This is a genomic window from Knoellia sp. B-D-2 (assembly GCF_057714695.1).
Window position 1 is genome coordinate 2,990,258 of the sequence record NZ_CM173189.1, and the last position, 26,995, is coordinate 3,017,252.

The 26,995-nt window shown below is 72.6% G+C and carries 23 protein-coding genes and 1 pseudogene; 17 read left to right on the forward strand and 7 right to left on the reverse strand.

The features are described from left to right. Positions 1-12: 12 nt before the first annotated feature. Together AC3EU2_RS14125 and AC3EU2_RS14130 are read right to left on the reverse strand one after the other, a co-directional pair. Complete coding sequence (locus AC3EU2_RS14125) at positions 13-1,275, reverse strand: MFS transporter (RefSeq protein WP_488176925.1); 1,263 nt, start codon at positions 1,273-1,275, stop codon at positions 13-15. Continuing rightward, entirely contained in the window at positions 1,272-1,859 is a 588-nt protein-coding gene (locus AC3EU2_RS14130) for a helix-turn-helix domain-containing protein (RefSeq protein WP_488176926.1), read from the reverse strand. The genes AC3EU2_RS14125 and AC3EU2_RS14130 overlap by 4 nt, the downstream gene beginning before the upstream one ends. Positions 1,860-1,955: 96 nt before the next feature. Between AC3EU2_RS14130 and AC3EU2_RS14135 the strand changes: the two genes are divergently transcribed. After that, complete coding sequence (locus tag AC3EU2_RS14135) at positions 1,956-2,180, forward strand: DUF3046 domain-containing protein (protein WP_488176927.1); 225 nt, start codon at positions 1,956-1,958, stop codon at positions 2,178-2,180. A gap of 4 nt (positions 2,181-2,184) precedes the next feature. Further along, positions 2,185-3,192 carry a nitronate monooxygenase gene (locus AC3EU2_RS14140; RefSeq protein ID WP_488176928.1) on the forward strand — a complete coding sequence of 336 codons (1,008 nt, stop codon included), beginning with the start codon at positions 2,185-2,187 and terminating at the stop codon, positions 3,190-3,192. A gap of 52 nt (positions 3,193-3,244) precedes the next feature. Here the strand turns inward: AC3EU2_RS14140 and AC3EU2_RS14145 are convergent, their stop codons facing one another. Continuing rightward, positions 3,245-4,144, reverse strand: a complete 900-nt coding sequence (locus AC3EU2_RS14145; protein ID WP_488179494.1) for an RNase H family protein — start codon at positions 4,142-4,144, stop codon at positions 3,245-3,247. A gap of 314 nt (positions 4,145-4,458) precedes the next feature. On the opposite strand from AC3EU2_RS14145, the pseudogene recA reads away from it, so the two are divergent. Further along, positions 4,459-5,457: pseudogene (recA, locus tag AC3EU2_RS14150) on the forward strand (recombinase RecA); the annotation flags it as partial. A gap of 438 nt (positions 5,458-5,895) precedes the next feature. Continuing rightward, positions 5,896-6,363 (forward strand): regulatory protein RecX, encoded by a 468-nt coding sequence (locus AC3EU2_RS14155; protein WP_488176929.1) that lies wholly within the window; start codon positions 5,896-5,898, stop codon positions 6,361-6,363. A gap of 133 nt (positions 6,364-6,496) precedes the next feature. Here AC3EU2_RS14155 and AC3EU2_RS14160 read toward each other — a convergent pair whose 3' ends face one another. Continuing rightward, complete coding sequence (locus AC3EU2_RS14160) at positions 6,497-7,129, reverse strand: YceI family protein (protein ID WP_488176930.1); 633 nt, start codon at positions 7,127-7,129, stop codon at positions 6,497-6,499. 198 nt (positions 7,130-7,327) lie between these two features. On the opposite strand from AC3EU2_RS14160, the gene AC3EU2_RS14165 reads away from it, so the two are divergent. The 3 genes from AC3EU2_RS14165 (at position 7,328) to miaB (ending at position 10,688) form a co-directional block, all read left to right on the forward strand. After that, positions 7,328-8,311 carry a homocysteine S-methyltransferase family protein gene (locus AC3EU2_RS14165; protein WP_488176931.1) on the forward strand — a complete coding sequence of 328 codons (984 nt, stop codon included), beginning with the start codon at positions 7,328-7,330 and terminating at the stop codon, positions 8,309-8,311. A gap of 102 nt (positions 8,312-8,413) precedes the next feature. Then, on the forward strand, positions 8,414-9,148 hold the full coding sequence (locus tag AC3EU2_RS14170) for a YoaK family protein (protein WP_488176932.1): 735 nt from the start codon (positions 8,414-8,416) through the stop codon (positions 9,146-9,148). A gap of 22 nt (positions 9,149-9,170) precedes the next feature. Next, a complete protein-coding gene (gene miaB, locus AC3EU2_RS14175; protein ID WP_488176933.1) occupies positions 9,171-10,688 on the forward strand; it encodes a tRNA (N6-isopentenyl adenosine(37)-C2)-methylthiotransferase MiaB in 1,518 nt (505 codons plus the stop codon). Positions 10,689-10,806: 118 nt separating this feature from the next. On the opposite strand, the gene AC3EU2_RS14180 is transcribed toward miaB, so the two are convergent. Beyond that, positions 10,807-11,022, reverse strand: a complete 216-nt coding sequence (locus AC3EU2_RS14180) for an antitoxin (RefSeq protein WP_488176934.1) — start codon at positions 11,020-11,022, stop codon at positions 10,807-10,809. 127 nt (positions 11,023-11,149) lie between these two features. Between AC3EU2_RS14180 and def the strand changes: the two genes are divergently transcribed. The 3 genes from def to dapF are packed head-to-tail and all read left to right on the forward strand — an operon-like array spanning position 11,150 to position 13,593. Beyond that, positions 11,150-11,800, forward strand: coding sequence for a peptide deformylase (gene def / locus AC3EU2_RS14185; protein ID WP_488176935.1), 651 nt, complete (start codon positions 11,150-11,152; stop codon positions 11,798-11,800). Then, positions 11,790-12,719, forward strand: a complete 930-nt coding sequence (gene miaA / locus AC3EU2_RS14190; RefSeq protein WP_488176936.1) for a tRNA (adenosine(37)-N6)-dimethylallyltransferase MiaA — start codon at positions 11,790-11,792, stop codon at positions 12,717-12,719. The genes def and miaA overlap by 11 nt, the downstream gene beginning before the upstream one ends. Beyond that, entirely contained in the window at positions 12,712-13,593 is an 882-nt protein-coding gene (gene dapF, locus AC3EU2_RS14195; RefSeq protein ID WP_488176937.1) for a diaminopimelate epimerase, read from the forward strand. Before miaA ends, dapF begins: the two co-directional genes overlap by 8 nt. Before the next feature lie 106 nt (positions 13,594-13,699). Here dapF and AC3EU2_RS14200 read toward each other — a convergent pair whose 3' ends face one another. Then, positions 13,700-14,329, reverse strand: coding sequence for a class I SAM-dependent methyltransferase (locus AC3EU2_RS14200; protein WP_488176938.1), 630 nt, complete (start codon positions 14,327-14,329; stop codon positions 13,700-13,702). A gap of 21 nt (positions 14,330-14,350) precedes the next feature. On the opposite strand from AC3EU2_RS14200, the gene hflX reads away from it, so the two are divergent. Further along, positions 14,351-15,832, forward strand: coding sequence for a GTPase HflX (gene hflX, locus AC3EU2_RS14205; RefSeq protein WP_488176939.1), 1,482 nt, complete (start codon positions 14,351-14,353; stop codon positions 15,830-15,832). A 33-nt stretch (positions 15,833-15,865) separates the two neighbouring features. Then, entirely contained in the window at positions 15,866-16,927 is a 1,062-nt protein-coding gene (locus AC3EU2_RS14210) for a GNAT family N-acetyltransferase (RefSeq protein WP_488176940.1), read from the forward strand. A gap of 201 nt (positions 16,928-17,128) precedes the next feature. Here the strand turns inward: AC3EU2_RS14210 and AC3EU2_RS14215 are convergent, their stop codons facing one another. Continuing rightward, positions 17,129-19,723 carry a DEAD/DEAH box helicase gene (locus tag AC3EU2_RS14215; protein ID WP_488176941.1) on the reverse strand — a complete coding sequence of 865 codons (2,595 nt, stop codon included), beginning with the start codon at positions 19,721-19,723 and terminating at the stop codon, positions 17,129-17,131. A 50-nt stretch (positions 19,724-19,773) separates the two neighbouring features. Here AC3EU2_RS14215 and AC3EU2_RS14220 point away from each other — a divergent pair, with 50 nt between their 5' ends. The 5 genes from AC3EU2_RS14220 to holA all read left to right on the forward strand — a co-directional run bounded on the left by AC3EU2_RS14220 (position 19,774) and on the right by holA (position 26,992). Beyond that, complete coding sequence (locus tag AC3EU2_RS14220; protein ID WP_488176942.1) at positions 19,774-22,494, forward strand: MGH1-like glycoside hydrolase domain-containing protein; 2,721 nt, start codon at positions 19,774-19,776, stop codon at positions 22,492-22,494. Then, entirely contained in the window at positions 22,491-23,282 is a 792-nt protein-coding gene (locus AC3EU2_RS14225) for an SDR family NAD(P)-dependent oxidoreductase (protein ID WP_488176943.1), read from the forward strand. The genes AC3EU2_RS14220 and AC3EU2_RS14225 overlap by 4 nt, the downstream gene beginning before the upstream one ends. A 204-nt stretch (positions 23,283-23,486) precedes the next feature. Further along, positions 23,487-25,763, forward strand: coding sequence for an ATP-dependent DNA helicase (locus AC3EU2_RS14230; protein WP_488176944.1), 2,277 nt, complete (start codon positions 23,487-23,489; stop codon positions 25,761-25,763). Position 25,764: 1 nt separating this feature from the next. Next, positions 25,765-26,013: a hypothetical protein gene (locus AC3EU2_RS14235; RefSeq protein WP_488176945.1), complete on the forward strand. Its 249-nt coding sequence runs from the start codon at positions 25,765-25,767 to the stop codon at positions 26,011-26,013. After that, positions 25,997-26,992: a DNA polymerase III subunit delta gene (gene holA / locus AC3EU2_RS14240; RefSeq protein WP_488176946.1), complete on the forward strand. Its 996-nt coding sequence runs from the start codon at positions 25,997-25,999 to the stop codon at positions 26,990-26,992. Before AC3EU2_RS14235 ends, holA begins: the two co-directional genes overlap by 17 nt. Positions 26,993-26,995 lie beyond the last annotated feature (3 nt).

Genomic DNA, 26,995 nt, shown 5'->3' on the forward strand with positions numbered 1-26,995 from the left:
AGGGCCAGCCTCTCACTCACGTCCGACAGTCGACGGGCTCCGGGCGAGGTCCATCTCCCTCCACTCCGGACGCAGCCCCGGCACGGTCGTCGAGACGAGGTATGCCGTCCCCGCGGCTCCCAGCGCCGGTGCCACCCCCACGGCGGCGACCGCCGCGCCCCCGACGATCCCGCCGATGGGGATGCCGGCCCACGCGAGGGCGTCGGCGAGCGATCCCACCCGGCCGACGATATGGCGCGGGACGCGCTCGAAGAAGATCGCCCCGATCGTCGGGTTGATGAACCCCGCCCCGAAACCGGCGACGACGTTGGTCACGACGATGACCCACAGCGGTGCGTCGACCGCGAGCGCGAGGTAGCGCGGCGCCCCGGCGAAGGTGAAGCCGACGAGGTAGGCCGTGCGCCGGCTGAAGCGCCCCGACATCGTCGTCGCCACCACGCTCGACGCCACGGCGGCGCCCCCGAAGAGGAGCCCGAGCAGGCCGATGAGCTCCGGCCCGCGCCCCTGGTCGAGCACCCAGACCGGGAGCATCACCGAGATGTAGGCGGCCTCGAGCAGGTTGGTCACCGCGATCATCGCGAGGACCGAGCGCAGCAGCCGGTCCTGGCGGAGGAAGGACGCCCCCGCCCTGAGCCGGGACACGTAGGAGCCGGTGTCCGTCGAGCCGGCCGCGGCCAGGGGTGGCACGAGGAGCGCGACGACGAGCGCGCTGAGGAAGGAGGCGCCGGCGGTCACGGCGACGGTCTCGGGCGCACCGAACCCGGCGACGAGGAGGCCGCCGATGCCGGCCCCGAGCAGCCCGCTCGCCCGGTCGATCGTGCTGTCCAGCCCGGTGACCTTCTCGATCGGGAGCCCGGAGGCGTCGGCGACCGCGGGGATCATCGTGTTGCGGGCGCCGTCGCCGGGTCCGCGGAAGACGCCGGCGAGGGCGACGAGGGCCAGCAGCAGCGGGACCCGCTCGGGCAGCGAGAGCTGCCCCACGGCATACAGGATCGGGATGACCGCGAGGAAGGCGCCGCTCAGCAGGTCCCCGACGACGCTGATGGCGCGCGGACCGCGACGGTCGACGAGGGGGCCGCCGAGCGCCTTCGAGACGACGTAGGGCCCCATCTCGGCGGCGAGGACGAGGCCGGTGAGGCTGGGTGACCTCGTCTGGGTGTAGACGAACACCGGGAGCGCGATCGTCGAGACGCGCGTGCCCGCGATGGACACGCCCGATGCGACGAGCATGCCGTAGAGACCACGCCGGCTCGGGCGCGTCGGTGCGGCGGTCACTCCGGTGACATCCCGGGGGCGAGGAAGACCTCGAGGTTGACGGAGACGGGCCGGGCGTCGGCGGGGGCGTCCTCGGTGCCCTGGTGCGGGCGGTAGCCCCGGATGACCGCGGTGAGGTCGGCCATGAGCGTCGTGGTCTCCTCCGGCGTGAGGCGCAGCGTGAAGTTGCTGAACGTCCCCGCGTCCTCCCACTCCGGCGGCAGGGTGGCGATCTCGGCGATGGCCCGCTGGGCGTTGTCGGCGTACCCGGCCGCGACCGCGGACAGGTACGCGGCCGACGTCTCCTGGTCCGCGTCGTGGGTGTCGAAGTAGGTCCGGGCATGGGCGGCCCGCCACCACCGGTCGCGGGCGTTGCCCAGCTCGCTCGCCTCGACGACGAAGCCGGCCTCGGCGAGCTGGCGGACGTGGTAGCTCGTGGCCCCCGTGTTGACCCCGAGGTGGGCCGCGAGACGGGAGGCGGTGGCCGGTCCGTGGAGGCGCAGGGCGCTGAGGATCCGCGGACGCAGGGGGTGCGTCAACGCCTTGAGCGTCGTCGCGTCCAGGACGACGTCCCGCCGCGGGTCGGGCTCCAGTGGGGTCGCCATGGCGATGACCCTACAAAGGAATGTGTGGGATCGCAGGATCTGGCCCGGATCTTCGGCGATCCATGACGACGAGGTCGGTGTGACACACTCGCGCCCATGCGGATCAGCCACTTCTGGACGCTGATGTACGACGAGTTCGGCGAGACCTACGCACCCACACTGGCGCGTGACCACGTCCTCGGAGTCCTCGGCGGACGCAGCGTCATGCAGGCCCTCGACGACGGCATGCACCCGCGCCTCGTGTGGCTCGCCCTGTGCGACGACATGGACGTGCCGCACGAGCGCCGGCTGGGTCGCGAGGACGCGCCCGAGCGCGCCTGAGCCCGTGACCCTCCTCGACCGCCGCGTCGTCCTCGCGCCGATGGCCGGCGGGCCCGGCACGGTCGAGCTCGCGGCCGCCACGACGCGGGCCGGGGCGTTCGCCTTCCTCGCCGGCGCCTACCTCCCGCCTGACCGTCTGCGCGACGACATCGTCCTGCTGCGCTCGGCCGTCGGCGGCGCCCCGTTCGGGGTCAACCTCTTCGCGCCCTCGCCCTACGAGCCGGGCAGCGCGGCCCGCGTCAACGACTACGCCGCTCGGCTGCGGCCGCTGGCGGAGAAGGCCGGGGTCGCGCTGGGGGAGCCGGTCCACGACGACGACTCGTTCGACGCCAAGATCGAGGTCGTCCTCGCCGAACGCCCGGCCGTCGTGTCCTTCGCGTTCGCGTGGCCGCCCGCCGACGTCGTCGACCGTCTCCGCTCCGCCGGCATGGAGGTGTGGGTCACGCTCAACGAGGCCAGCGAGACGGCGTGGGCCGACGAGCTCGGCGTCGACGCGATCGTCGCCCAGGGCTGGGAGGCCGGGGGGCACCGCGGGGGGCCGGTCGACACCGGGCACCACCAGGCGCCGACCCGCATGCTGCTGCAGAGCATCCGGCAGCTCACCTCGCTGCCGGTCATCGCCGCCGGTGGTGTGTCCGACCCCGCGCACCTGGCCGCGCTGCTCGACGCCGGAGCGCACGCCGTGGCCTGCGGGACGGCGTTCCTGCGCGCGGACGAGGCCGGCACCGCCGAGGTGCACCGGCACGAGCTGACCCACCGCGCCGACACCGTCGTGACCCGTGCCTTCACCGGGCGCAGCGCCCGCGCGCTCTCCACGTCGTGGACGGAGGTGTTCAGCGAGGCGGCCCCCGCGGCATACCCGCAGGTGCACCACCTCACGGCGCCGCTGCGCCGCCACGGGAAGGCGACCGGCCAGCCCGACCTCGTCCACCTGTGGGCGGGCACCGGGCACCGCAGCGCCCGCCAGGCGCCCGCCGCCGACATCGTGGCCGAGCTGCTGTCGAAGGCCTGACCCGCTCGGGTCCGGTTGCCCGCGTGCGTGCCGGTCGGCCGAGCCGCGTGGGTCAGGCCTCGGGGGTGCCCTGGTGGAACAGCTGCTGCCAGTGGCCGGACGTGCGCACCCACAGCGACGACCGCAGCGTCGAGCCGGAGTCGGTCGACGCCCGCCAGGTGAGCAGCAGCGCGTCCTCACCCACCCGGAGGCAGGTGATGACGTCGAGCGTCACCGGCGACGCGAGCGGGCCGATCTCGTCGAGGATCTCGGCGCGGGTCCAGAGCCGGCCGGACCGGCCGACCTCCGACCACTGCGGGTGCAGGAGGGCGGCGACCGCGGCGCCGTCGGAGCGGGTCGCGTCCTCGAGGAGGGCGCGTTCGAGGGCGATGACCTGCTCCTCGTCGGTGGGGACGGGCGTGTCGTCGAGGTCCGAGAAGAGGTCCGGCTCCGGCGCCGGGGGAGCGGGTGCCGCGGCGGGGGCGGTGCGCTCCGGGGGCGTGGTGCCCGCGCCGGCCCAGCCGGGGCCGGGGTCGGGGGCGGCGCCGCGCTGCCACGCCGTCGCCGCCCCGTTGGCGAGGCGGTCGGCCTCCTCGTTGAGCTCGTGCCCGGAGTGCCCCTTGACCCACTCGAAGCGCACCGTCCGGCCGGTCATCGCGCGGTCGAGCGCCTGCATGATCTCGACGTTCATCACCGGCTTGCCGTCGCCCTTCTTCCACCCCTTGCGCTTCCAGCCGGGCATCCACTGGGTGATGGACTTGATGACGTAGGTGCTGTCGCAGTAGATGACGAGGTCGTCGTCGGCGTCCGCCGTCTGCTCGAGGAGGTCGAGCACCGCGGTGAGCTCCCCCTGGTTGTTGGTGCCGTGCGGCCACCCGCCGGCGGCCCAGTGGGCGTCGTCGACGTACCAGGCCCACCCCGCGGGTCCGGGGTTGCCCAGGGCCGAGCCGTCTGCTGCCGCGATGATCGTCACGGCGCAGGAGTCTGCCAGTGCCCGGGCTCCGCCCGTGGGCCAGTCGCCTCGCGTCTCCGGGTCCGGCGCGTCGCCGAACGGGTGGACGGTCCGGCGTGTCGCGACCCCGCCCTCCCGTGCGTCGAACACGTGTTCGTCTACTCTTGTGCACAGGTCGCCGGATCCGCAGCCCCTGTCCACAGCCACCACGGCAGCTGCAGACCGCTGTCGGTGCGACGACCTAGCGTCTGACCCGAGATCGCGACGAGACCGACCGCGGACACGGGTCGCCGGCGGGCGCGCACATCGAACGACACAGGAAGAGCAGGTGCGACATGGCTGCAACAGCCGTCAGCAACGACCGCGCGAAGTCCCTCGGCGTGGTCCTCGGACAGATCGAGAAGCAGCACGGCAAGGGCGCGATCATGCGCCTCGGCGACGACGTGCGTCCCCCCATCGAGGTCATCCCCACCGGCTCGATCGCGCTCGACGTCGCGCTCGGCATCGGTGGCCTGCCCCGGGGTCGCGTCGTCGAGATCTACGGCCCGGAGAGCTCGGGCAAGACGACCGTCGCCCTGCACGCCGTGGCCAGCGCCCAGCGCGCGGGGGGCATCGCGGCGTTCATCGACGCCGAGCACGCCCTCGACCCGGAGTACGCCGCGAAGCTCGGCGTCGACACCGACAACCTGCTCGTGTCCCAGCCCGACACCGGTGAGCAGGCGCTCGAGATCGCCGACATGCTCATCCGCTCCGGCGCCCTCGACATCATCGTCATCGACTCCGTCGCCGCCCTCGTGCCGCGCGCCGAGATCGAGGGCGAGATGGGTGACAGCCACGTCGGTCTCCAGGCCCGGCTCATGAGCCAGGCCCTGCGCAAGATCACCGGCGCGCTCAACAACACCGGCACGACGGCGATCTTCATCAACCAGCTGCGCGAGAAGATCGGCGTGATGTTCGGCTCGCCCGAGACCACGACCGGTGGCAAGGCCCTGAAGTTCTACGCGTCCGTGCGTCTCGACGTCCGCCGCATCGAGACCCTCAAGGACGGCAGCGACCCGGTCGGCAACCGCACCCGGGTCAAGGTCGTCAAGAACAAGGTGGCGCCGCCGTTCAAGCAGGCCGAGTTCGACATCCTCTACGGCCAGGGCATCTCCCGCGAGGGCGGGCTCATCGACATGGGGGTCGAGCAGGGCTTCGTGCGCAAGGCCGGCGCCTGGTACACGTACGAGGGAGACCAGCTCGGCCAGGGCAAGGAGAACGCCCGCAACTTCCTCAAGGACAACCCCGACCTCTCCGACGAGATCGAGAAGAAGATCAAGGAGAAGCTCGGCATCGGCCCCCGGGTCGACACGCCGTTGGAGGCCGTCCCCGAGGTCCCGGTCGACTTCTGACCCGGCGACCCTTGACCGCTGCCCGGAGCTGACGCGATGACCTTCGCCGACGCGGACGCGCCGCCGCCCCCGTGGGCGGCGGCGTGTCCCGCCCTGCCCTCCCCGTCCCCGCCGGCGAGCCCGGGCTCCGATCCCGCGGGCCGTGAGCTCGCGGGCGGTGAGCCGCTGGGGTACGGAGCCGGCAGGTCGGGGACCGTCTCCTCCTCACCCACGCCCGGCCGGTCGTCCGCGTCATCGTCGTCACGACGGGGTCAGCGGCGCGGGCAGGGGCCAGCGGAGGGTCGGACGGGCCGAGGGGGCGGGTCCCGACGCGGCCGCGCCGCATCAGCACCTCCGCCGCCCGACGCCGAGGCGACGGGCACCGAGCCGGACGCGCACGACGTGGCCCGTCAGATCGTCCTGCGCCAGCTGACGAACTCGCCCAAGTCACGCGCCCAGCTCGAGCAGGCGTTGGCGCGACGGGAGTGCGACCCCGACGTCGCCTCCGCGGTCCTCGACCGCATGGAGGACGTCGGGTTGGTCGACGACGAGGCGTACGCGGGCATGCTCGTGCGCTCGCAACGGGCCGGGCGCGGGCTCGCCCGGCGTGCCCTCGCGCAGACGCTGCGCCAGAAGGGGGTGTCCGACGAGGTGGCCGAGGCCGTCCTCGAGGACGTCGACCCCGCGGACGAGGAGGAGCGCGCCCGGGCGCTCGTCGAGAAGCGTCTGCGCCGCCTGCACGGCCTGGACGCCACCGTGCAGACCCGGCGGCTCGCGGGCATGCTCGCCCGCAAGGGCTACCCCTCCGACGTCTCGATGCGCGTCATCCGTGAGGCGATCGCGGGGACGCCGGAGCACCAGCGCGACTGACGTCGGGCCGAAGAGGCCTGACGGTGGGTGGGACGGCGGGCCGGTCGCGGGAGCGTCACGAGGCGCCGGCCTCACCGGGACGCCACGAAGGGCGAGGACCGTGTGGTCCCCGCCCTTCGCTCCCTCGGGTCGGTCAGACCTGGGACGGGACCTGAGCGATCGCCGAGATGTCGAACTCCAGCTTGACCTTCTCGCTGACCAGGACGCCGCCGGTCTCGAGGGCCGCGTTGAAGTTGAGGTTCCAGTCGGTCCGGTCGATGGTCGTCGAGCCCTCGAAGCCGATCCGGGTGTTGCCGTACGGGTCCTTGGCCGAGCCGGTCTCCTCGAAGTCGATGGTGACGGGCTTGGTGACGCCGTTGATCGTCAGGTCACCGGTGATGGCCCACTCGGAGCCGTCGCGGACCACGTCGGTCGAGACGAAGGTCAGCGTCGGGTGGTTCTCGATGTCGAAGAAGTCGGGGGTCTTGAGGTGACCGTCACGCTGCTCGCTGCCCGTGGTGACGGAGGCGGCCTGGATGGTGACGTCGACCTTGGAGTTGGCCGGGGTGGCGGTGTCCACGTGGGCGGTGCCCTCGAATTCGTCGAAGTTGCCGCGGACCTTGGTGACCATCGCGTGACGGGCCGAGAAGCCGAGACGCGAGTGGCTCGGGTCGAGGACGTAGTCGCCGGCGATGTCGGAGACGAAGCTCGACGACGGCTCGGTGGCGGCGGGCGCCGACGTGGGGGCGGGGGTGGTGGTCCTGGCGGTGCGGGTGAACAGTCCCATGATCAATCCTTCGGTGGTAGGTGGTTGAACCTTCAATCGATAGTGTGCACCACATTAGTTGTCATGTCAACTATTGGCCGGGAGGGGTGTGTCGTGAGGGCGTACCTCGGGGTGGCGACGACCATTCGGACGGGGTCTGGCGCGGGCGGCCGCGGCGGGAGAGGCTAGGACCTCCGCACCGCCGAAGGCAGGCCCTGGATGAGCGCTGGCACGCGTCACGGTTCCGACCCGGTCCCGTCGGGATCGGCCGCGTCAGGGGAGGCGTCCCGGACCGGTCCCCGGTGGGTCACCGACGGGGGCCTGGAGACGGACCTCATCTTCCACCACGGGGTGGACCTGCCGATGTTCGCCGCCTTCCCGCTCCTGTCGGAGCCGCACGGACGCTCCCTGCTCACCTCGTACTACTCCGGCTTCGCCGACGTGGCCCGCGCCGCCGGTGCCGGGCTCCTCCTCGAGACGCCGACGTGGCGGGCCAGCCCGGACTGGGTGACGGCCCTCGGCGGCTCGCTCGCCGACGTCCTCCAGGTGAACTTCGAGAGCATCGTCTTCCTCGCCGGTCTCGCGGAGAACCTCGGGGCGGCGGGGCGCCTCACCCGCTCCAGGACCAAGGTCGTCGGTGTCATCGGTCCGCGCGGTGACGGCTACGTCCCGGGCGCGACCGGCTCCGCCGACGAGTTTTCCGCCTACCACTCCTTCCAGGTCGGCGCCTTCGCCGAAGCGGGGGCCGAGCGGATCACCGCCTACACGCTCACCAGCGTCTCCGAGGCGGTGGGCGTCGTCCAGGCCGCCCGCGGCCACGACGTCGAGGTCGCGGTCTCGTTCACCGTGGAGACCGACGGGCGGCTGCCCGACGGCACGCCGCTCGACGCGGCGGTCGAGTCCCTGTGGAGCCAGGCGGCGCCCGACGGCCTGCTCGTCAACTGTGCGCATCCGGCCCACGTCGCCGCCGCGCTCGACGAGGGAGACTCCTGGACCGAGCGGGTCACCGGGTTGCGGGTCAACGCCTCACGCCAGTCGCACGCCCAGCTCGACGCGGCCGAGGAGCTGGACGAGGGCGACCTTCCCGACCTCGTGGCGGAACACCGGCGGCTGGAGGACCGGCTTCCCCGGCTGGAGATCGTGGGCGGGTGCTGCGGCACCGACGTCCGCCACCTCGCGGCCCTGTGGGGGGTCACCACGTGATCGACCGACGTCGGCCCCGCGAGGCGCCGGGTGCCGACGCGGGCCCGGCCGCGCAGCGTCGGTCCTCGTGACGCACGAGCCCCTGCCCCGGTCCACCTCCGGATGAGGTCCCGCGCGGCGCGGGTGGCTCGGCTCGCCGGCGCGGACCGCACGGCCCGCCGCAACGCGTGGCTGGCCGCCGTCCTCGCCCTGGTCGCGGGAACGCTCAACTCCGTGGGCTTCGTCGCCGTCTCGGTCTACACCTCGCACATGACCGGCATCACCGCCTCGATCGCCGACCAGCTCGTGCGGGGTTCTCTCGGGCTCGCGGTCATCGGGGTCGAGGCCCTCGCCGCCTTCGTCCTGGGGGCGATGACCTGCGCGCTGGTCTTCAACTGGGGTCGACGGCGGGGGCTCCGGGGCAAGTTCGCGAACGTCCTGCTACTCGAGGCCGTGCTCGTGCTCGCGTTCGGAGGGCTCGCCGACCAGCTCGTCTGGGAGCACCGGGAGCACGTCTTCGTCGTCGTCCTCTGCTTCACCATGGGTCTGCAGAACGCGACGATCACCAAGGTCTCCGACGCCCAGATCCGGACCACCCACGTCACCGGGATGGTCACCGACATCGGGATCGAGCTCGGCAAGCACCTCTACCGCAGCCGCATGCCCGGGGAGCCACCCGTGCGTGCCGACCTGCGCAAGCTCGCGATGCTGTCCGGGCTCGTGTCCCTCTTCCTCCTCGGAGGCGTGCTCGGTGCCTCGGGCTACCTCACCGTCGGCTTCCCGGTCCTCGTCGTCCCGGCTCTCGTGCTGTTCGCCGTGGCCGTCCCTCCGGTGCTCACCGACCTGCGCCGTCGGTGAGGCCCCGTACCCTGTGAGGGCGATGACTGACCTCAAGACCTACGACGTGCGCACGCACGGCTGCCAGATGAACGTCCACGACTCCGAGCGCCTCGCCGGCCTGCTCGAGACCGCGGGCTACGTCGACCTGGCCAGTGTCCCCGTGCCCGAGCGCCCCGAGACGGCGGACGTCGTCGTCTTCAACACCTGCGCGGTGCGCGAGAACGCCGACAACAAGCTCTACGGCAACCTCGGGCAGCTGCGCCCCGCCAAGACGAGCAACCCCGACATGCAGATCGCGGTCGGCGGCTGCCTGGCCCAGAAGGACCGCGCGACCATCGTCACGAAGGCGCCGTGGGTCGACGTCGTCTTCGGCACCCACAACATCGGCAGCCTGCCGGCTCTGCTGGACCGCGCCCGCCACAACAAGCGCGCCGAGGTCGAGATCCTCGAGTCGCTCGAGACCTTCCCCTCGACCCTCCCGACGCGCCGGGACTCCGCGTACGCCGCGTGGGTCTCGATCTCCGTCGGCTGCAACAACACCTGCACGTTCTGCATCGTCCCCAGCCTGCGCGGCAAGGAGACCGACCGCCGCCCGGGCGACGTCCTCGCCGAGATCCGGGCGCTCGTCGACCAGGGCGTCGTCGAGGTCACCCTGCTCGGCCAGAACGTCAACACCTACGGCGTCGAGTTCGGCGACCGTCTGGCCTTCGGCAAGCTGCTGCGGGCCTGCGGCGAGATCGACGGGCTCGAGCGCGTCCGGTTCACCAGCCCGCACCCGGCGGCCTTCACCGACGACGTCATCACGGCCATGGCCCAGACCCACAACGTGGCCCCGAGCCTGCACATGCCCCTGCAGTCGGGGTCGGACCGCGTCCTGCGGGCGATGCGCCGCTCCTACCGCAGCGACCGGTTCCTCGGGATCATCGACCGCGTCCGCGACCAGATCCCGGACGCCGCGATCACGACCGACATCATCGTCGGCTTTCCTGGGGAGACCGAGGAGGACTTCGCGCAGACGCTGCGCGTCGTCGAGCAGTCGCGCTTCGCCAGCGCGTTCACGTTCCAGTACTCCATCCGAGCCGGCACCCCCGCGGCGACGATGGCCGACCAGGTGCCCAAGGCCGTCGTCCAGGAGCGGTTCGAGCGGCTCGTCGCGCTCCAGGACGAGGTCTCGTGGGCCGAGAACCGCGCCATCGAGGGCAGCACCGTCGAGGTGCTCGTCGCCCCCTCCGAGGGCCGCAAGGACCGCGAGACCGCCCGGATGAGCGGACGCGCCCGCGACAACCGGCTCGTGCACTTCGCCGTCCCCGAGGGCGGCGAGGTCGCCCGCCCCGGCGACGTGGTCAGGGTCGACGTGACCTACGGGGCGCCCCACCACCTCGTCGCCGACGGCGCGCTCCACGGCGGGACCTACGCCGTGCGCCGCACCCCGGGCGGCGACGCCTGGGCGGGCCTGCAGGACGCCCCCGTCCCGGGCAAGCCCGCGGTCAGCCTGGGGATGCCCTTGATGGGCCGGCCGGTGGCCGCACCCCCCGCGGCCCCGGCCTGCGGGACCTGACCCGACCCGACCCGGGCCCGCGAGCATCCCGGCACCGGACGGCATACGCACCGCTGACAGCACGAGGCCCCGGACCGCATGGTCCGGGGCCTCGCGTGTGTCGAGAAGATCGACGGTGCTACTCGGTCGGGGGGTTCTCACCCTCGCCGGAGCCGATGCGCTCGTCCGCCGCAGCCTGTCCCTGATCGATGTGCTCGGAGAACCGACCGCCCGAGGCGCCGTCGGCGAGGTCGCCACCGCGCTCCAGACCTTGGTCGCTGAATTCCTCGAGCTTGTCAGGGTGGTCCGCGGCCAGACTCTCCGCCTTCTCCTTGGCACTGTCAAAGAAACTCAAGGTGGCTCCTCTCTCTGGGCAACAGGGGCCCGCTCCCGGGGGAGCGGTCCACCCACCATGGACCTGTTCACCTGCCGGCGCAAGGGGGAGGTCGTGGGACGGCCCGCGGATTTGCGACACTGGACCCATGACGATCCGCCCCATCACCATCACCGGCGAGCCGGTGCTGCACCGCCGTGCCGAGCCGGTCGAGGTCATCGACGACGGCATCCGTGAGCTGGTGGCCGACATGTTCGAGACGATGGACGCCGCTCGCGGCGTCGGGCTGGCCGCCCCGCAGGTGGGCGTGGGCCTGCGCATCTTCACCTGGCAGATGGACAACCACGACGGCATCCCCGCTCGTGGGGTCGTCATCAACCCGTTCGTGTCGGCGGCGAAGCCCGTCGTCGGGGACCCCAGCCCGCAGGACGAGTCCGAGGGCTGCCTCTCCGTGCCCGGCGAGTCGTTCCCCCTGCGCCGGGGCGAGTCCGCCACGCTCACCGGGCTCGACCTCGACGGCAACGAGGTCTCGTATGCCGCGACCGGCTGGTTCGCGCGGATGTTCCAGCACGAGTACGACCACCTCAACGGCTTCCTCTACGTCGACCGGCTCCAGGGCAAGTGGGCCCGCAAGGCGAAGAAGGCGGTCAAGGCGAACTCGTGGGGCACGCCGGGCCTCACCTGGATGCCCGGAGTCGACCGTGACCCGTTCGGCCACGACGACGAGGACGAGTACGACGACGACGAGGTGATCGCCGAGGGTGGGCACGCCCACTCCGAGGACGAACTTGCCCGCTGACGGCCCGCTCGTCATCGCCGTCGTCGGGCCGACGGCCAGTGGCAAGTCCGACCTCGCCCTCCGGCTGGCCGAGACGGTCGGCGGCGAGGTGGTCAGCGCCGACGCCATGCAGCTCTACCGCGGCATGGACATCGGGACCGCGAAGCTCCCTCCCGCGCAGCGGCGCGGGATCCCGCACCACCAGATCGACGTCCTCGACGTCACCGACGAGGCGACGATCGCCGCCTACCAGGTGGCCGCACGCGGGTCGGTCGCCGACGTCCGCGGTCGTGGCCTCCACCCCGTGGTGGCGGGCGGGTCCGGGCTCTATGTCCGAGCCGCCCTCGACCACCTCGAGATCCCGCCGACCGACCCGGGTGTGCGGGCGCGACTCGAGGCCGAGGCGGAGTCGCACGGCCCTGCGTCGCTCTTCGAGCTCCTGACGCAGCGCGATCCCGTTGCGGCACAACGCATCGGGCCACGCAACGTGCGGCGCGTGATCCGGGCGCTCGAGGTCGTCGAGATCACCGGGCGACCGTTCAGCGCGACGATGCCCGAACGCCGCCACCTGCTGCCCACCGTCGTGCTCGGACTGCGTCCCCCGCGTGAGCTGCTCGACGTCCGTATCGACAGCCGCGTCGAGCAGATGTGGCGGGAGGGCCTCGTCGACGAGGTGCGCTCGCTCGTCCCCCACGGCATCCGGCGTGGGCGCACGGCCTCCCGCGCCCTCGGCTACGCGCAGGCGCTGGCGCAGCTCGACGGCACCATGACGCAGGACCGGGCGATCGCCGAGACGGCGCAGGCGACCCGGCGCTACGCCCGTCGCCAGGAGTCGTGGTTCCGTCCGGACCCGCGGATCCACTGGGTCGACCCCGGCGGCGCCGGCGCGCTCGACGACGCCGTGGCGTGGGTCGAGAAGGCGGTCGCGGACAATGGCTGACATGACGACGTGGCGCTTCACCAAGGGGCACGGCACCGAGAACGACTTCGTCCTCGTGCCCGACCTCGACGGGCGCCTCGACGTCGACGCCGAGATGGCCCGCCGGCTCGCCGACCGCCGCGCCGGGATCGGTGCGGACGGAGTCATCCGCGTCGTCCCCACGGCATCGGCCAGTGACGAGGCCGTGCGCGCCATGGCCGAGCGCGCCCCGTGGTTCATGGACTACCGCAACGCGGACGGGTCGGTCGCCGAGATGTGCGGCAACGGCACCAGGGTCTTCGCGGCCTACCTGCGGCGTGAGGGCCTCGAGGGCGCCGACGAGTTCGAGATCGCCACCCGCGGGGGCATCAAGGGCATCCGCATCGAGGGAGAGGTGATCGCGACCAACATGGGCCGTTGGCGCCTCCTCGACCCGGACCGCGCGGCGGCGGACGGCTTCGACTCCCTCGTCCACGTCGACCGCGGCGACGGGCCCTGGTCGGCGCTGTCGGTCGACATGGGCAACCCGCACACCGTCGTGGCCCTGCCCGAGGCGGTCGTGCTCGCCGAGGTCGACCTGACCCGTGCGCCACACGTCAAGCCCGAGCCGCCGAACGGCACCAACGTCGAGCTCGTCCGCGTCGTCGGCGACGCGCACATCGCCATGCGGGTGCACGAGCGTGGTGTGGGGGAGACCCGTTCGTGCGGCACGGGCGTCTGCGCGGCTGCGCTTGCGACCAGCTACTGGGCCGGGGACGCCGAACCCAGGCGCGACTGGACGGTCGACGTGCCCGGCGGTCGGCTGCGGGTGCGGGCGCTCCCCGGGCACGAGGTCGAGCTCGCCGGCCCGGCTGCCCTCGTCGCCGACGGCACCGTGGACCTCTCCGCCCTCTGAGGTCCGGCCCACCAGACCGAGGCCCCGCACGCGACTTCTTGCGCGTTCCGGTCGGGCTCGCTGGCGCTCGCCCGACCGGAACGCGCAAGAAGTCGGGGTGCGCGCCCTACGGGGCTTCCGCGTCCACCCGGAGGACGCGGAAGCCCTTGGCGGACGCCAGGCGAGCACACGGCATACGCAGCTCGGCCTCGATCCAGCGCTGGAGGCTGTCCGATCCGAGGTTGCGCTGGACGACGAGGTAGGCCGATCCGCCGGGGGCGAGCCGGGGCAGCCACTGGCGCAGCAGGTCGTGCAGGGCCGCCTTGCCGATGCGGATCGGCGGGTTGGACCAGATGAGGTCGTATGCCGCGTCGCTCGGCACCGCGTCGGGGGTCACCGCCCGCACGTGGTCGAGGCCGAGGGCCTGCGCGTTGCGGGCGAGGAGGTCGACGCTGCGCTCGTTGACGTCGACCCCGAGGACGTCGGCGTGCTCGGACAGCAGGCCCAGGGTCAGGGCGATGGGGCCCCACCCGCAGCCGAGGTCGAGGAAGCGGCCGGAGGGTGGGGGGTCGGGGACCTCCTCGAAGAGCACGGCCGTCCCCTTGTCGACGCCCCCGGGGCTGAAGATGCCCGGTGCGACCTCGACCGTGACCGCGCGGCCCGCCAGGGTGACGTCGAGCGGTCGGCGCTCGTCCGGGCTGGCCGGGGACGCGGTGAAGTAGTGCTCCACCGAATCCGTTCGCCCCGAGCCAGTCATAGATGAGACCCTAGACGGAACATGACTGAGCGACACCACATCCTTTCCGGCCAGGCCGACGCCCTCTCCGACCCCGACGTCGACTCCGACGGGTTCCTGGTCGACGGTGACGGCGACGACGAGGCCCCTCTCGCCCTCTACGACGGCGACCAGCTCGAGCGTGAGGAGCGCGCGGCGCTGCGCCGCGTCGCGGGCCTGTCCACCGAGCTCGAGGACGTCACCGAGGTCGAGTACCGCCAGCTGCGGCTCGAGCGCGTCGTCCTCGCGAGCGTCTGGTGCGACGGCACCCTCGTCGACGCCGAGAACTCCATGCGTGAGCTCGCGGCGCTCGCCGAGACCGCGGGGGCCGAGGTCCTCGAGGGCGTCATGCAGCGCCGCCAGAAGCCGGACACCGCGACCTACCTCGGCAAGGGCAAGGCCGAGGAGCTGCACGACCTCGTCGTCTCCGAGGGAGCCGACACCGTCATCTGCGACACCGAGCTCGCCCCCAGCCAGCGGCGCGCGCTCGAGGACGTCGTCAAGGTCAAGGTCATCGACCGGACCGCGCTGATCCTCGACATCTTCGCCCAGCACGCCAAGAGCCGGGAGGGCAAGGCGCAGGTCGAGCTCGCCCAGCTCCAGTACCTCCTCCCGCGCCTGCGCGGCTGGGGCGAGTCGATGTCGCGGCAGGCCGGTGGACAGGCCGCCGGCGGTCAGGGCATGGGCTCGCGCGGACCGGGTGAGACCAAGATCGAGCTCGACCGTCGACGGATCAACACCCGCGTCGCCAAGCTCAAGCGCGACATCGCCGGGATGAAGACCCACCGCGACACCAAGCGCGGGAGCCGACGGGCCAACGGCATCCCCAGCGTCGCCATCGCCGGCTACACCAACGCGGGCAAGTCCTCGATCCTCAACCGGCTCACCGGGGCAGGTGTCCTCGTCCAGAACCAGCTGTTCGCGACGCTCGACCCGACGGTCCGGCGCAGCGAGACCCCGGACGGCCGCGAGTTCACCTTCACCGACACGGTCGGGTTCGTCCGCCAGCTCCCGCACCAGCTCGTCGAGGCGTTCCGCTCCACCCTGGAGGAGGTCGCCGAGTCCGACCTGCTGCTCCACGTGGTCGACGGGTCGCACCCGGACCCGGAGGGCCAGATCTCGGCCGTGCGCGCGGTGCTCGCCGACGTCGACGCCACCGACGTCAAGGAGGTCATCGTCGTCAACAAGGCCGACATCGCCGACCCCGAGGTCGTCGACCGGATCCTGCGCCAGGAGAAGCACGCGATCGCCGTCTCCGCCCGCACCGGCGCGGGGTTCGACGCCCTGCGCGCGCTCATCGGCGACGAGCTGCCGCAGCCGGACATCGACGTCGAGGTCCTCCTCCCGTACGACCGCGGCGACCTCGTGAGCCGCCTCCACGAGGAGGGCGAGATCCTCGCCAGCGAGCACGTCGGCGAGGGCACCCGGGTCACCGCCCGCGTCAACGCCGACCTCGCGGCCGAGCTGTCGGGCTACCGCGCGTGAGTTGTTGCAAACCATTTGCAATAAGATCGGCGTATGCCGTTCCCGAACGTCGTCGAGACCGCCCGCCTGACCCTCCGGCCGCCGACCGACGCCGATCGTGACGAGTGGGTGCGGCTGCACCGCGACCCGCGCACCTACCGGCACGCCCCGCACGCGATGTCGCAGACCGACGACGATGCGGTCGATTTCTTCCGGCGGACTCGGGAGCACTGGGACGAGCGTGGATTCGGCTTCTGGGTCGCCGAGGACCGGGCCACTCGGGGCGTCGTCGGCGTGTGCGGTCTCAAGGACATCGAGGGAGCCTTCCTCAACCTCTACTACCGGTTGACGTTCGACCACCTCGGCCGCGGCATGGGGCGAGAGATGTCACGGGCGTCAGCGGCGCACGCGTTCGAGTTCCTGCCGGCACTGCCCGTCCGCGCGCTGGTCAAGGAGGTCAACACCCCGTCGGTGCGCACCGCCCTGGGCTCGGGCCTCGAGCGCGTCGGCACCAAGGTCCTGCACGACGACCTGCCCGACGAGCCGCCGTCGACGGTCTTCGCCGCGCCCCGGGTCGAGTCGGTGACGGCCTTCGACGCCGCCTCCCGCGACCAGGTCCTCGACCTGTGGCTGCGCACCAACGACGCCGGCGGAGCCGTCGGCTTCCTCCCCGGCGCGGAGCGCTCGCGCGTGGACCTGGCCCTGCGCCGCCACGAGGACTCGATGGCCTCGGGCCACACGGTGGCAGTGCTTCTGCGCTCCGCCGCCGACGACCGCGTGCTCGGGGTGTCCTTCCTCGTCCGGGGCAGCAACCGCCTGCTCGACCACACCCGCAGCGTCTACCGCGTCATGACCGACCCGTCGGCGCGCGGGCGCAACCTCGGCCGCCTGCTCATGGCCGCGACCCACCGCGTCGCCCGCGACGCCGGGGTCGAGATCCTCACCCTCTCGGTGCGCAGCGGCACGGGCCTCTCGCGCTTCTACGAGTCGTGCGGCTACGCCGAGTCCGGACGCGTCCTCGGCGCCATCCGCGTGGACCCCGGTGACGAGCGCGACGACATCACCATGACCCGCCGCCTCGACGACCGCACCCTCGCCCCCGACCCCCGCAGCTGACTCGCCTGGGCGCGCGGGTCACGCAGCACTGCCGATTCGCCGCAGTCCCATCCGACGCTCGCGCGCTGAGCGCGCTTCGCGTCTCCCGCCAGGCCCAGCCAGCGGCGAATCGGCAGTGCTGCGTTCCCTGGGTCCCCCCGCCCGCGCCTCAGCGGCGGCCGTCGCCGGGCCGCCAGTGCGGTGAGCTCGGCAAGACGAGGGCTACAGGCGGCGGAGGGCGGTGGCCACGAGGACGAGCTCGCCGGCGGCGTCGCTCGCGTCGAGGTCGACGACCGCCTCGATGACCCAGTCGCGGTCGTCGGCGGGGTCGGCGAGCACTTGCCGGACCCGCCAGATGCGGTGCTCCTCGTCGTCGTCGAGGCCGGGGACATGGTCCTTGGCCGGCTCGACCTGGAGCAGCAAGGGTCCGCGCGCGTCCGCATCGACGCCGATCGAGCCGTGCTCGTCCCAGTAGGCACCGAGCGCGGTGTCCCAGGCGTCAAGGTCCATGACGACAGACCGGCCGTCCTCGGGCACGGCCACCGACGACACCTCGAGCCGGGCGAGCGCCTCGATGTCGTCGAGCGACGCGAGCTCGGCCCGACGCCACATCGCCTGCCGCACCATCGCCCGGAACGCCCGCTCGTTGGACGTGACCGGTCGCGGGGGCGGCGGCGCCTCGCCGTGGGCGGCGACCGCGTTGCGCACCGACTCGGGGTCGGTGAGCGCCGCCCACTCGTCGATGAGCGAGGAGTCGGTCTGGCGGATGGTCTCCCCGAGCCAGTCGATGAGGGTGTCGAGCTCCTCGCCCCGGTGGGAGTCGGGGACGGTCTGGCGCAACGTGCGATAGGCGTCGGAGAGGTAGCGCAGCACCACGCCCTCCGAGCGGGTGAGGCCGTAGCGGCGGATGAGGTCGCCGAAGCTCATCGCCTGCTCCCACATCTCGCGGACGATGCTCTTGGGGTCCAGGGCGTCGTCCCGGAGCCACGGGTGGGTCTGCCGGTAGGTCTCGTACGCCGGCTCCAGCAGGTCGAGGAGCGGGCGCGGCCAGGTGATCTCCTCGACGATGGCCGTGCGCTCGTCGTACTCGACGCCCTCCGCCTTGAGCTCGGCGATCCGCTCGCCGCGGGCGGACCACTGCTGGGCGCGCAGGACCGGGCGGGGCGAGTCGAGGACCGACTCGACGATGGACACGGTGTCGAGGGCTCGGGTGGGGGAGTCCGGGTCGAGCAGGTCGAACGCCGCCAGGGCGAAGTGCGCCAGCGGCTGGTTGAGCGCGAAGTCCGCCGGCAGGTCGACGGTGAGGTCGACGGTGCGGCCGTCCGGACCGGGCTCGGGGAGGCGGACGATGACGCCCGAGTCGAGCAGCGACCGCCCGAGGTGGATCGCCCGGCGGGCGAGCCGCGCCTGCCCGGCAAGGCTCTCGTGGTTGTCGCGGGTGAGCCGGCTGACGGCGGCCACCGGGTCGCCCGGTCGGGCCATAAGGGCGAGGAGCATCGAGTTGTCCATGCGCATCCGGGGCGTCAGTGCCTCGGGCTCGCTGGCGACGAGCTTGTCGAAGGTCTGCTCGGTCCAGACGATCGACCCCTCGGGGGCCTTGCGCCGCTGCACCTTGCGGAGCTTCTTGGGGTCGTCCCCGGCCTTGGCGATGTTGCGCTCGTTCTCGATGACGTGCGGTGGTGCCTGCACGACGACCGAGCCGCTCGTGTCGAACCCGGCCCGCCCGGCCCGCCCGGCGATCTGGTGGAACTCACGCGAGCGGAAGATCCGGTCCCGCTGGCCGTCGAACTTCGCCAGTCCGGTGAACAGGACGGTGCGGATCGGGACGTTGATGCCGACGCCGAGGGTGTCGGTGCCCGCGATGACCTTGAGCAGCCCCGCCTGGGCGAGCTGCTCGACGATCCGGCGGTAGCGGGGGAGCAGGCCGGCGTGGTGGACGCCGATGCCCCGGCGCAGCAGTCCGGACAGCGTCCGTCCGAACCCGGCGGCGAAGCGCACGGTCGCGAGGCGGTCCGCGATCTGCGCCTTCTCGTCGGCCGTGAGCAGCCTGAGGTTCGTCAGCGACGCCGCGTGCTCCGCGGCGAGCTGCTGCGTGGGGTGGACGACGTAGACCGGCGCCTGGTGCGTCGTGACGATCTCCTCGACCGTCTCGGCGAGGGGTGTCAGCGACCACGCGAACGACAGCGGCACCGGCCGCTCGGCCGTCGTCACGACCGACACCTCCCGCCCGGTGCGCCGGACGAGGTCCTCGGTGATGCGCGCCATGTCGCCGAGCGTCGCCGACATGAGCAGGAACTGCGCCTGCGGCAGCTCCAGCAACGGCACCTGCCACGCCCACCCCCGCTGTCCGTCGGCGTAGTAGTGGAACTCGTCCATGACGACCATGCCCACATCAGCCGAGGAGCCTTCTCGCAGAGCGATGTTGGCGAGCACCTCGGCGGTGCAACAGATGATCGCGGCGTCGGCGTTGACCGCGGCGTCGCCGGTGAGCAGGCCGACGTTCTCGGCGCCGAAGACCTCGCAGAGCGAGAAGAACTTCTCGTTGACGAGGGCCTTGATCGGCGCCGTGTAGAAGCTCACCCGGTCACCGGCGAGGGCGGCGAAGTGGGCCGCGACACCGACGAGGGACTTGCCCGAGCCGGTGGGGGTGGCGAGCACGACGTGACGGCCCGTGACGACCTCGATCACGGCCTCGTCCTGGTGTGGGTACAGCGCGATGCCGGAGTCCTGCGCCCAACCGGCGAAGACGGCATACAGCTCGTCGGCGTCGGTGGTCACGGAACCCAGTGCGCGGTCGGCCAACGGGTGCGAAGTCATCGCCTGCATCCTCCCACTGCCGAGCGGTGCGGCCGTGCGAAGGTGGCCCCATGACGTCGGTCGAGCCCGAGGGGCAGCCCCTGACCGAGGAGCACCAGCGCCTGCGCGACTCGCCCCACGACGGTGACGTCTGGCGCGCCTGGGGGCCCTTCGTCTCGGGCCGCCAGTGGGGGACCGTGCGTGAGGACTACTCCGCCGACGGCGACGCGTGGGCGTTCTTCCCGTTCGACCACGCGCACGCCCGGGCCTACCGGTGGGGCGAGGACGGCATCGCGGGGGTGTGCGACCGCTACGGCTTCCTCAACCTCGCGGTCGCGATGTGGAACGGGCAGGACGACCGGCTCAAGGAGCGGCTGTTCGGGCTCACCAACGGGGAGGGCAACCACGGCGAGGACGCCAAGGAGTACTGGTGGCACCTCGACGCCACACCCACGCACAGCTGGGCCCAGTACCTCTACCGCTACCCGCAGGCGGCGTTCCCGTATGCCGCACTGCGCGAGGAGAGCGCGGCGCGCGGCCACGACGTGCCCGAGTTCCAGCTCGTCGACACCGGCGTACTCGACGAGGACCGCTTCTTCGACGTCGTGACGACCCACGCGAAGGCGGCTCCCGGAGACCTCTGCGTCGTGCTCGAGGCGACGAACCACGGGCCGGAGGCCGCGCCGCTCGACCTCGTGCCGCAGCTGTGGTTCCGCAACACCTGGGCGTGGGGGCGTGACGACCGCACACCGGTCATCGAGGTCGTGGAGTCCACCGTCCCCGGGACGGTCGCGCTGCGGGCGACCCACGACCACCTCGGCGTGGTCCACCTCGTCGCCGAGGGGTCACCCGAGGTGCTCGTCTGCGACAACGAGACCCACGTCGAGGCCGTCTTCGGCGAGGGCACGAGCCTCAGCGAGCACCCCAAGGACGCGGTCGACCGGGCCGTCGTCCACGCCGACCCCGGCCTGCTCGCCACCGACGGCCGCGGGACCAAGGTGGCACTGCGCTACCGCTTCGAGCAGGTCGCCCCGGGCGCGACCGTGCGGATCCGGCTGCGCCTGCACGACGACGCCTGGGCCGACGGCGTGGACGGGGACGACCCGCTGGGCGATCCCTTCGGCGCCGGCTTCGACGACGTGCTCGCCACCCGTCGCGCGGAGGCCGACCGCTTCTACGCCGCCGTCATCCCGGACCACGTCGACGACGAGGAGCGCCACGTCGCCCGGCGCGCGTTCGCGGGGCTCAACTGGTGCAAGCAGCTCTACCGCTACGACGTGCGCGAGTGGCTCGAGGGCGACCCGGCCGGCCCGCCGCCCCCGGACTCCCGGCTCGCCCGGGAGCCCCTCGGGCGCAACACGTCGTGGTCCCACCTCGCGCTCGCCGACGTCATCTCGATGCCCGACGAGTGGGAGTACCCGTGGTTCGCCGCGTGGGACCTCGCCTTCCACACCGTCGCCATCGCCCACATGGACCCGGAGTTCGCCAAGAACCAGCTCCTCCTCATGTGCCGGGAGTGGAGCCAGAACCCCAACGGCCAGCTGCCGGCATACGAGTGGTCGTTCGGGGACGTCAACCCGCCCGTCCACGCGTGGGCCGCGTGGCACGTCTACGTCCTCGACGGCGCGCGGGACCGCGGCTTCCTCATCCGGGTGTTCACCAAGCTGCTCTTCAACTTCTCGTGGTGGCTCAACCGCAAGGACTCCGACGGCTCGAACCTCTTCGAGGGCGGCTTCCTCGGGATGGACAACATCAGCGTCTTCGACCGCTCGCGCGAGGTGCCGGACGGGTGGCGGCTCGAGCAGTCCGACGCGACGAGCTGGATGGCGTTCACGTGCCTGCAGATGCTGCGGATCGCCCTCGAGCTCAGCCGCGGCGACCGCGACTGGGACGGGCTCGCGACGACCTTCCTCGAGCACTTCTTCTCGATCGCCGAGGCGATGGAGACGTTCGGCACCGAGGGGGTGTCCCTGTGGGACGACACCGACGAGTTCTTCTACGACGTCCTCGTCGACGGGGACGGCCACGGCGCGCCCGTCCGGGTCCGCTCGCTCGTCGGGCTGCTGCCGCTCATCGCGGTGGCGAACGTGCCGGCGTGGGCGTTCGAGGAGCTCACCGACTTCACCTCCCGGCTGCGCTGGCTCCAGGACCGGCGACCCGACCTCACCGACTCGCTGCTGCACAGCCAGGACGGCGACGTCGTCCACAACAGCCTCACGCCGGTGGTCCGCCCGCGGCTCGAGGCGATCCTGCGACGCCTCTTCGACGAGGAGGAGTTCCTGTCGCCACACGGCATCCGCTCGCTCTCGGCGTCCTACCGCGGGGGCGCCGAGATCGCCGTCGGTGACACCTCGGTCCGCATCCAGTACGACCCGGGCGAGTCCTCGAGCGGCATGTTCGGCGGCAACTCGAACTGGCGCGGTCCGGTGTGGTTCCCGACGAACGTGCTCGTCCTCGACGCGCTCCTCGTCATCGCCGAGGGCGCCGACGGCGACCTCGTGGTCGAGTTCCCCACCGGATCGGGCCACCGGATCTCGCTGGAGGAGGCCGCGATCGGCGTCCGCGGACGGCTGATCTCGCTCTTCCTGCCGCGGGCGGACGGCCGCCGTCCCGGCACGCCGCGCGAGCACCCGGCCGGCCCGCTGTGGGACGTCCACCCGACGTTCAGCGAGCACTTCAACGGCGACGACGGGACCGGGCTGGGCGCCTCGCACCAGTGCGGCTGGACCGCACTCGTCGCCCACCTCATCTGCACCAGTCCCGAGGCCCTACGCAAGGAGATCGACTCATGACGACGTCCCCGCAGACCCACCCCGCCCGCCCCCTCGAGGGCAGGGTCGTCGTCGTCACCGGGGGCAACAGCGGGATCGGCGAGGGGATCGTCCGGGCGGCCGCCGCCCAGGGCGCCAAGGTCGTCATCGACTACGTCTCGCGACCCGAGGACACCGACGCGATCGTCAGGGACATCGAGGCCGCCGGCGGCGAGGCCGTCGGGTGCGAGGCCGACGTCAGCAGCGTCGCCGACCTGCGGCGGCTCGTCGACACGGCCGTCGCGACCTTCGGTCGGCTCGACGTCATGGTCAACAACGCCGGGGTCGAGTTCGAGGAGACGCTGGCCACGCTCACCGAGGAGAAGTACGACCTCCTCATGGGGATCAACCTCAAGGGCGCGGTGTTCGGGACCAAGCTGGCGGCCGAGCAGATGCGGGCGCAGGGTGGTGGCGGGGTCGTCGTCAACATCACCTCGACACACGAGGACTGGCCGATGCCGAGCGACCTCGCCTACTGCATCTCCAAGGGCGGGATGCGCATGCTCACCCGCACCGCCGGTGTCGAGCTGGGGCCGGACGGCATCCGCGTCGTCGCCGTCGGTCCGGGCGCGATCCGCACCCCGATCAACGCCGAGGACACGCCGGCGCAGACCCGGGCCCTCGAGGCGGCGATTCCGCTCGGCCGGATCGGCACGCCGGAGGAGATGGGCTCGCTCGTGTGCTTCGTCGCCAGCGACGCGGCGTCGTACGTGACCGCGACGACGGTCATGGCCGACGGCGGGCTGATGCAGCAGCCGGGCGCCGTCTGACCCCGGCGCCGGCCCCGGTCGTGGTGCGGACCGGGCCGGGTGCGGCGTGTCGCGGACCCAACGGGGGAATTGGCGAGCTGGGCGCGGGACACGCCGGGATGCCGGTATGCCGGGTGGCGCCGTGCCGGGTGCCCGCACCGCGCCGGTCGGGGCACCTGTGGAGGGGGCTCCTGGGGAGTCGGCGGGACGGCATACCCTGTGTCGGTGCCGACCCTCGACGACCTCCTCGCGGCCGCGGTCAGCGGTGTCAAGGGCAGCGAGCGCCCCGGCCAGGTGAGCATGGCCAAGGCCGTGGCGCACGCCGTCGACTCCGGTGAGCACCTCCTCGTGCAGGCCGGCACGGGCACCGGCAAGTCCCTCGCCTACCTCGTCCCGGCGGTCCAGCACGCCATGGAGGTCGGCAAGCCCGCGGTCGTCGCGACGGCCACGCTCGCCCTGCAGGCCCAGATCGTCGACCGCGACATGCCCCGGGTCGCCGACTCGCTGGCACCGCTGCTCGGACGGCGACCGACCTACGCGATCGTCAAGGGGCGGCGCAACTACCTCTGCGCGCACAAGCTCGAGGGCGGCTTCCCCGACGACGAGGAGGGCCTTTTCGGGGTCGGCGACGTCGACCAGCAGGCCGGCTGGCTCGGCAAGGAGGTCGTGCGCCTGCGCGAGTGGGCCGACGAGACCGAGTCGGGCGACCGCGACGAGCTCGTGCCCGGCGTCTCCGAGCGTGCGTGGCGACAGGTGTCGGTCAGCGCCCACGAGTGCCTCGGCGGCAAGTGCCCGATGGTGGCCGAGTGCTTCGTGGAGCGCTCCCGCGAGGCGGCCAAGAGCGTCGACGTCATCGTCACCAACCACTCGTTCATGGCCATCGACGCCTTCGAGGGGCGCCAGATGCTCCCCGAGCACGACGTCCTCGTCGTCGACGAGGCGCACGAGCTCGTCGACCGGGTCACCGCGACGATCACCGACGAGGTCACCCCCGGCATGGCCCGCGCCGCCGCGAAGCGGGCCGGTCGTCAGGCCGAGTCCAGCGACAGCGTCGACGACGCCGGCACGTTCCTCGAGTCCGTGCTCGACGAGCTCCCCGAGGGTCGGCTGACCGGCATCCCCGACAACCTCGGGCTCGCCCTCGCCCGCCTGCGCGACACCACGCGGCAGGTCACCACCGAGCTCAAGCCACCTCCCGGCCAGGAGGTCGACGGTGCGCGACAGGTCGCCCGGGCCGCGGTCGAGGAGCTCCACGAGAACGCCTCGCGGGTGCTCGAGCAGCGCGAGCTCGACGTCGTCTGGGTGAGCAAGGACCCGCGGCGCGGGAGCGTCCTCCGGGTCGCGCCGATGAGTGTCGCGATGCTGGTGCGCGACAAGGTCTTCGAGGACCGCACGGTCATCCTCACCTCCGCCACCCTCGAGCTCGGCGGGACGTTCGACGCCGTGGCCGGCACGATCGGGCTGCGCGGCGAGGGCTCGCCGACGTGGACCGGCCTCGACGTCGGCAGCCCGTTCGACTACCCGCAGCAGGGCATCGCCTACGTCGCCAAGCACCTCCCGCCTCCCGGCCGTGACGGTGCCTCACCGGAGATGTTCGACGAGATCGAAGCCCTGGTCCGGGCGGCCGGCGGGCGCACCCTGGGGTTGTTCTCGTCCATGCGCGCAGCCCGCGCGGCCACCGACGAGATGCGCGAGCGACTGGGGGACCTCGACGGCGAGGTCGCGGTGCTCTGCCAGGGCGAGGACCAGATCTCGACCCTCGTCCGGCAGTTCGCCCGCGACCCGCGCACCTGCCTGTTCGGCACCCTCAGCCTGTGGCAGGGCGTCGACGTCCCCGGGTCGTCCTGCCAGCTCGTCATCATCGACCGCATCCCGTTCCCGCGCCCCGACGACCCGCTCGCGTCGGCGCGCTCGCAGGCGATCGCGCGCATGGGCGGCAACGGCTTCATGGCCGTCTCGGCGACGCACGCCGCGCTGCGGCTCGCGCAGGGCGCCGGGCGCCTCATCCGCCGTGGCGACGACCGCGGCGTCGTCGCCTTCCTCGACTCCCGGATGATGAGCGCCCGGTATGCCGGGTTCCTCCAGCGCTCGCTGCCCCCCTTCTGGCCGACCTCCGACCGGGCGCTCGTGCTCAACGCGCTCAAGCGGCTCGACGAGACGGCGCCTCCTCCCGAGGACGTCGCCGAGCCGGCGCTGCGCGGACTCACCGGCGCGGTCAAGGGCACCGCCATGGGCGACGCCGAGGCGACCGGTGCGGTCGACGCGACCGACACCCGCCCGGTGGCCACCGCGCCGCCGCCTGCTCCCGCCGCCCGGACCGCCGTGACGCAGGGGCACGCCTGGACGGCGGAGGAGGACGAGGAGCTGCGCGACGGGGTGGAGCTCGGGCTCGACCTCGAGGAGCTGAGCGAGTCGCTCGAGCTCTCGGCCGAGGTCATCGCCGCCCGCCTCGAGGGCCTCGGCCTCGAGCCCGGCTCCGGCGCCACCCTGGGCCTCGACTGACATGGCGACCAATGACGGTCCTCGACAGTCCACCCAGGCTCGGCGACCCCGACTGGTGATGCGGAGCGCGCTGCTGGCCGTCGCCGTGGTCGTGGCCGTCGTCGCGCTGCTCGTGGCGGTTCTCGTCGGGATCTCGTCGGCGGCGGGCCCGTGGTTTCCCAAGGGTGGTGACGGCAGCATGACGACGGGTGCGCCGGACACGACGAGTGGACCCGTCGTATCTGCGTGGCAGAGTGAGCGCCGTGAGTGATCTCGTCGAGGTGCAGCGCCGGGTGCCGCCGCTGGTGCTCATCACCGGCCCCGAGCAGGTCCTCGCCGAGCGCGGGCTGGCCGAGGTGCTCGAGGCCGTCCGTGAGCGCACCCCCGACGTCGAGGTCATCCGCCTCTACGCCGCCGCCTACCAGCCGGGTGAGCTCATGGTCCACGCGAGCCCGTCGCTGTTCGGCGGGGACAAGGCCGTCGTCGTCCACGACCTCGACGAGGCCACCGACGAGCTCCAGCAGGACCTGCTCGACTACCTGGCGTCTCCGCCCGAGGACGTCACGCTCGTCGTCGTCCACAAGGGTGGCAACCGCGGCAAGAAGGTCCTCGACACCCTCAAGAAGGCGCGCGCCCGCGTCATCGACGCCCCGGCGATCAAGTCCGACCGCGACAAGGCCGACTTCGCGATGAACGAGTTCCGCCGGGCCAAGCGCCGCGCGACCGGCGAGGCGGTCCAGGCGCTCGTCGACGCCATCGGCAAGGACCTGCGCGAGCTCGCGTCCGCCTGCCACCAGCTCGTCGCCGACACGACCGGGACGATCGACGAGCAGGTCGTCCTCACCTACCACGGGGGCAAGGTCGAGGCCACCGGCTTCAAGGTCGCCGACGCCGCGGTGGCCGGTGACGCGGGGGAGGCCCTGCGCCTGCTCCGCCACGCGATCGCCGTCGGCGTCGACCCCGTCCCGATCGTCGCCGTGCTGGCCCAGCAGATCCGCCAGCTCATCAGGGTCGGCTCGGCCGGTCGCGGACGCTCCGCCGACCTCGCCCGCGACCTCGGCATGGCCCCGTGGCAGGTCGACAAGGCCCGCCGCTCGCTCCAGGGCTGGACCGCCGAGGCCCTGGCCCGCTCCCTGCGCGCCGTCGCCGCTGCCGACTTCGAGGTCAAGGGCGGTGGCCGCGACCCCGTCTACGCCGTGGAGCGCGCGGTCCTGACGATCACCCGCGAGAAGGCCGCCGGCGACGGCTGAGCG

Bases quoted from the DNA above. Each gene is read 5' to 3' on its own strand.
- def (WP_488176935.1), top strand. From the start codon at position 11,150: ATGACGATCCGCCCCATCACCATCACCGGCGAGCCGGTGCTGCACCGC.
- AC3EU2_RS14225 (WP_488176943.1), top strand. From the start codon at position 22,491: ATGACGACGTCCCCGCAGACCCACCCCGCCCGCCCCCTCGAGGGCAGG.
- AC3EU2_RS14130 (WP_488176926.1), bottom strand. From the start codon at position 1,859: ATGGCGACCCCACTGGAGCCCGACCCGCGGCGGGACGTCGTCCTGGAC.
- AC3EU2_RS14210 (WP_488176940.1), top strand. From the start codon at position 15,866: ATGCCGTTCCCGAACGTCGTCGAGACCGCCCGCCTGACCCTCCGGCCG.
- AC3EU2_RS14220 (WP_488176942.1), top strand. From the start codon at position 19,774: ATGACGTCGGTCGAGCCCGAGGGGCAGCCCCTGACCGAGGAGCACCAG.
- AC3EU2_RS14165 (WP_488176931.1), top strand. From the start codon at position 7,328: ATGAGCGCTGGCACGCGTCACGGTTCCGACCCGGTCCCGTCGGGATCG.
- AC3EU2_RS14215 (WP_488176941.1), bottom strand. From the start codon at position 19,723: ATGACTTCGCACCCGTTGGCCGACCGCGCACTGGGTTCCGTGACCACC.
- AC3EU2_RS14235 (WP_488176945.1), top strand. From the start codon at position 25,765: ATGGCGACCAATGACGGTCCTCGACAGTCCACCCAGGCTCGGCGACCC.
- AC3EU2_RS14170 (WP_488176932.1), top strand. From the start codon at position 8,414: ATGAGGTCCCGCGCGGCGCGGGTGGCTCGGCTCGCCGGCGCGGACCGC.
- dapF (WP_488176937.1), top strand. From the start codon at position 12,712: ATGGCTGACATGACGACGTGGCGCTTCACCAAGGGGCACGGCACCGAG.
- AC3EU2_RS14200 (WP_488176938.1), bottom strand. From the start codon at position 14,329: ATGACTGGCTCGGGGCGAACGGATTCGGTGGAGCACTACTTCACCGCG.
- AC3EU2_RS14160 (WP_488176930.1), bottom strand. From the start codon at position 7,129: ATGGGACTGTTCACCCGCACCGCCAGGACCACCACCCCCGCCCCCACG.
- AC3EU2_RS14135 (WP_488176927.1), top strand. From the start codon at position 1,956: ATGCGGATCAGCCACTTCTGGACGCTGATGTACGACGAGTTCGGCGAG.
- miaB (WP_488176933.1), top strand. From the start codon at position 9,171: ATGACTGACCTCAAGACCTACGACGTGCGCACGCACGGCTGCCAGATG.
- hflX (WP_488176939.1), top strand. From the start codon at position 14,351: ATGACTGAGCGACACCACATCCTTTCCGGCCAGGCCGACGCCCTCTCC.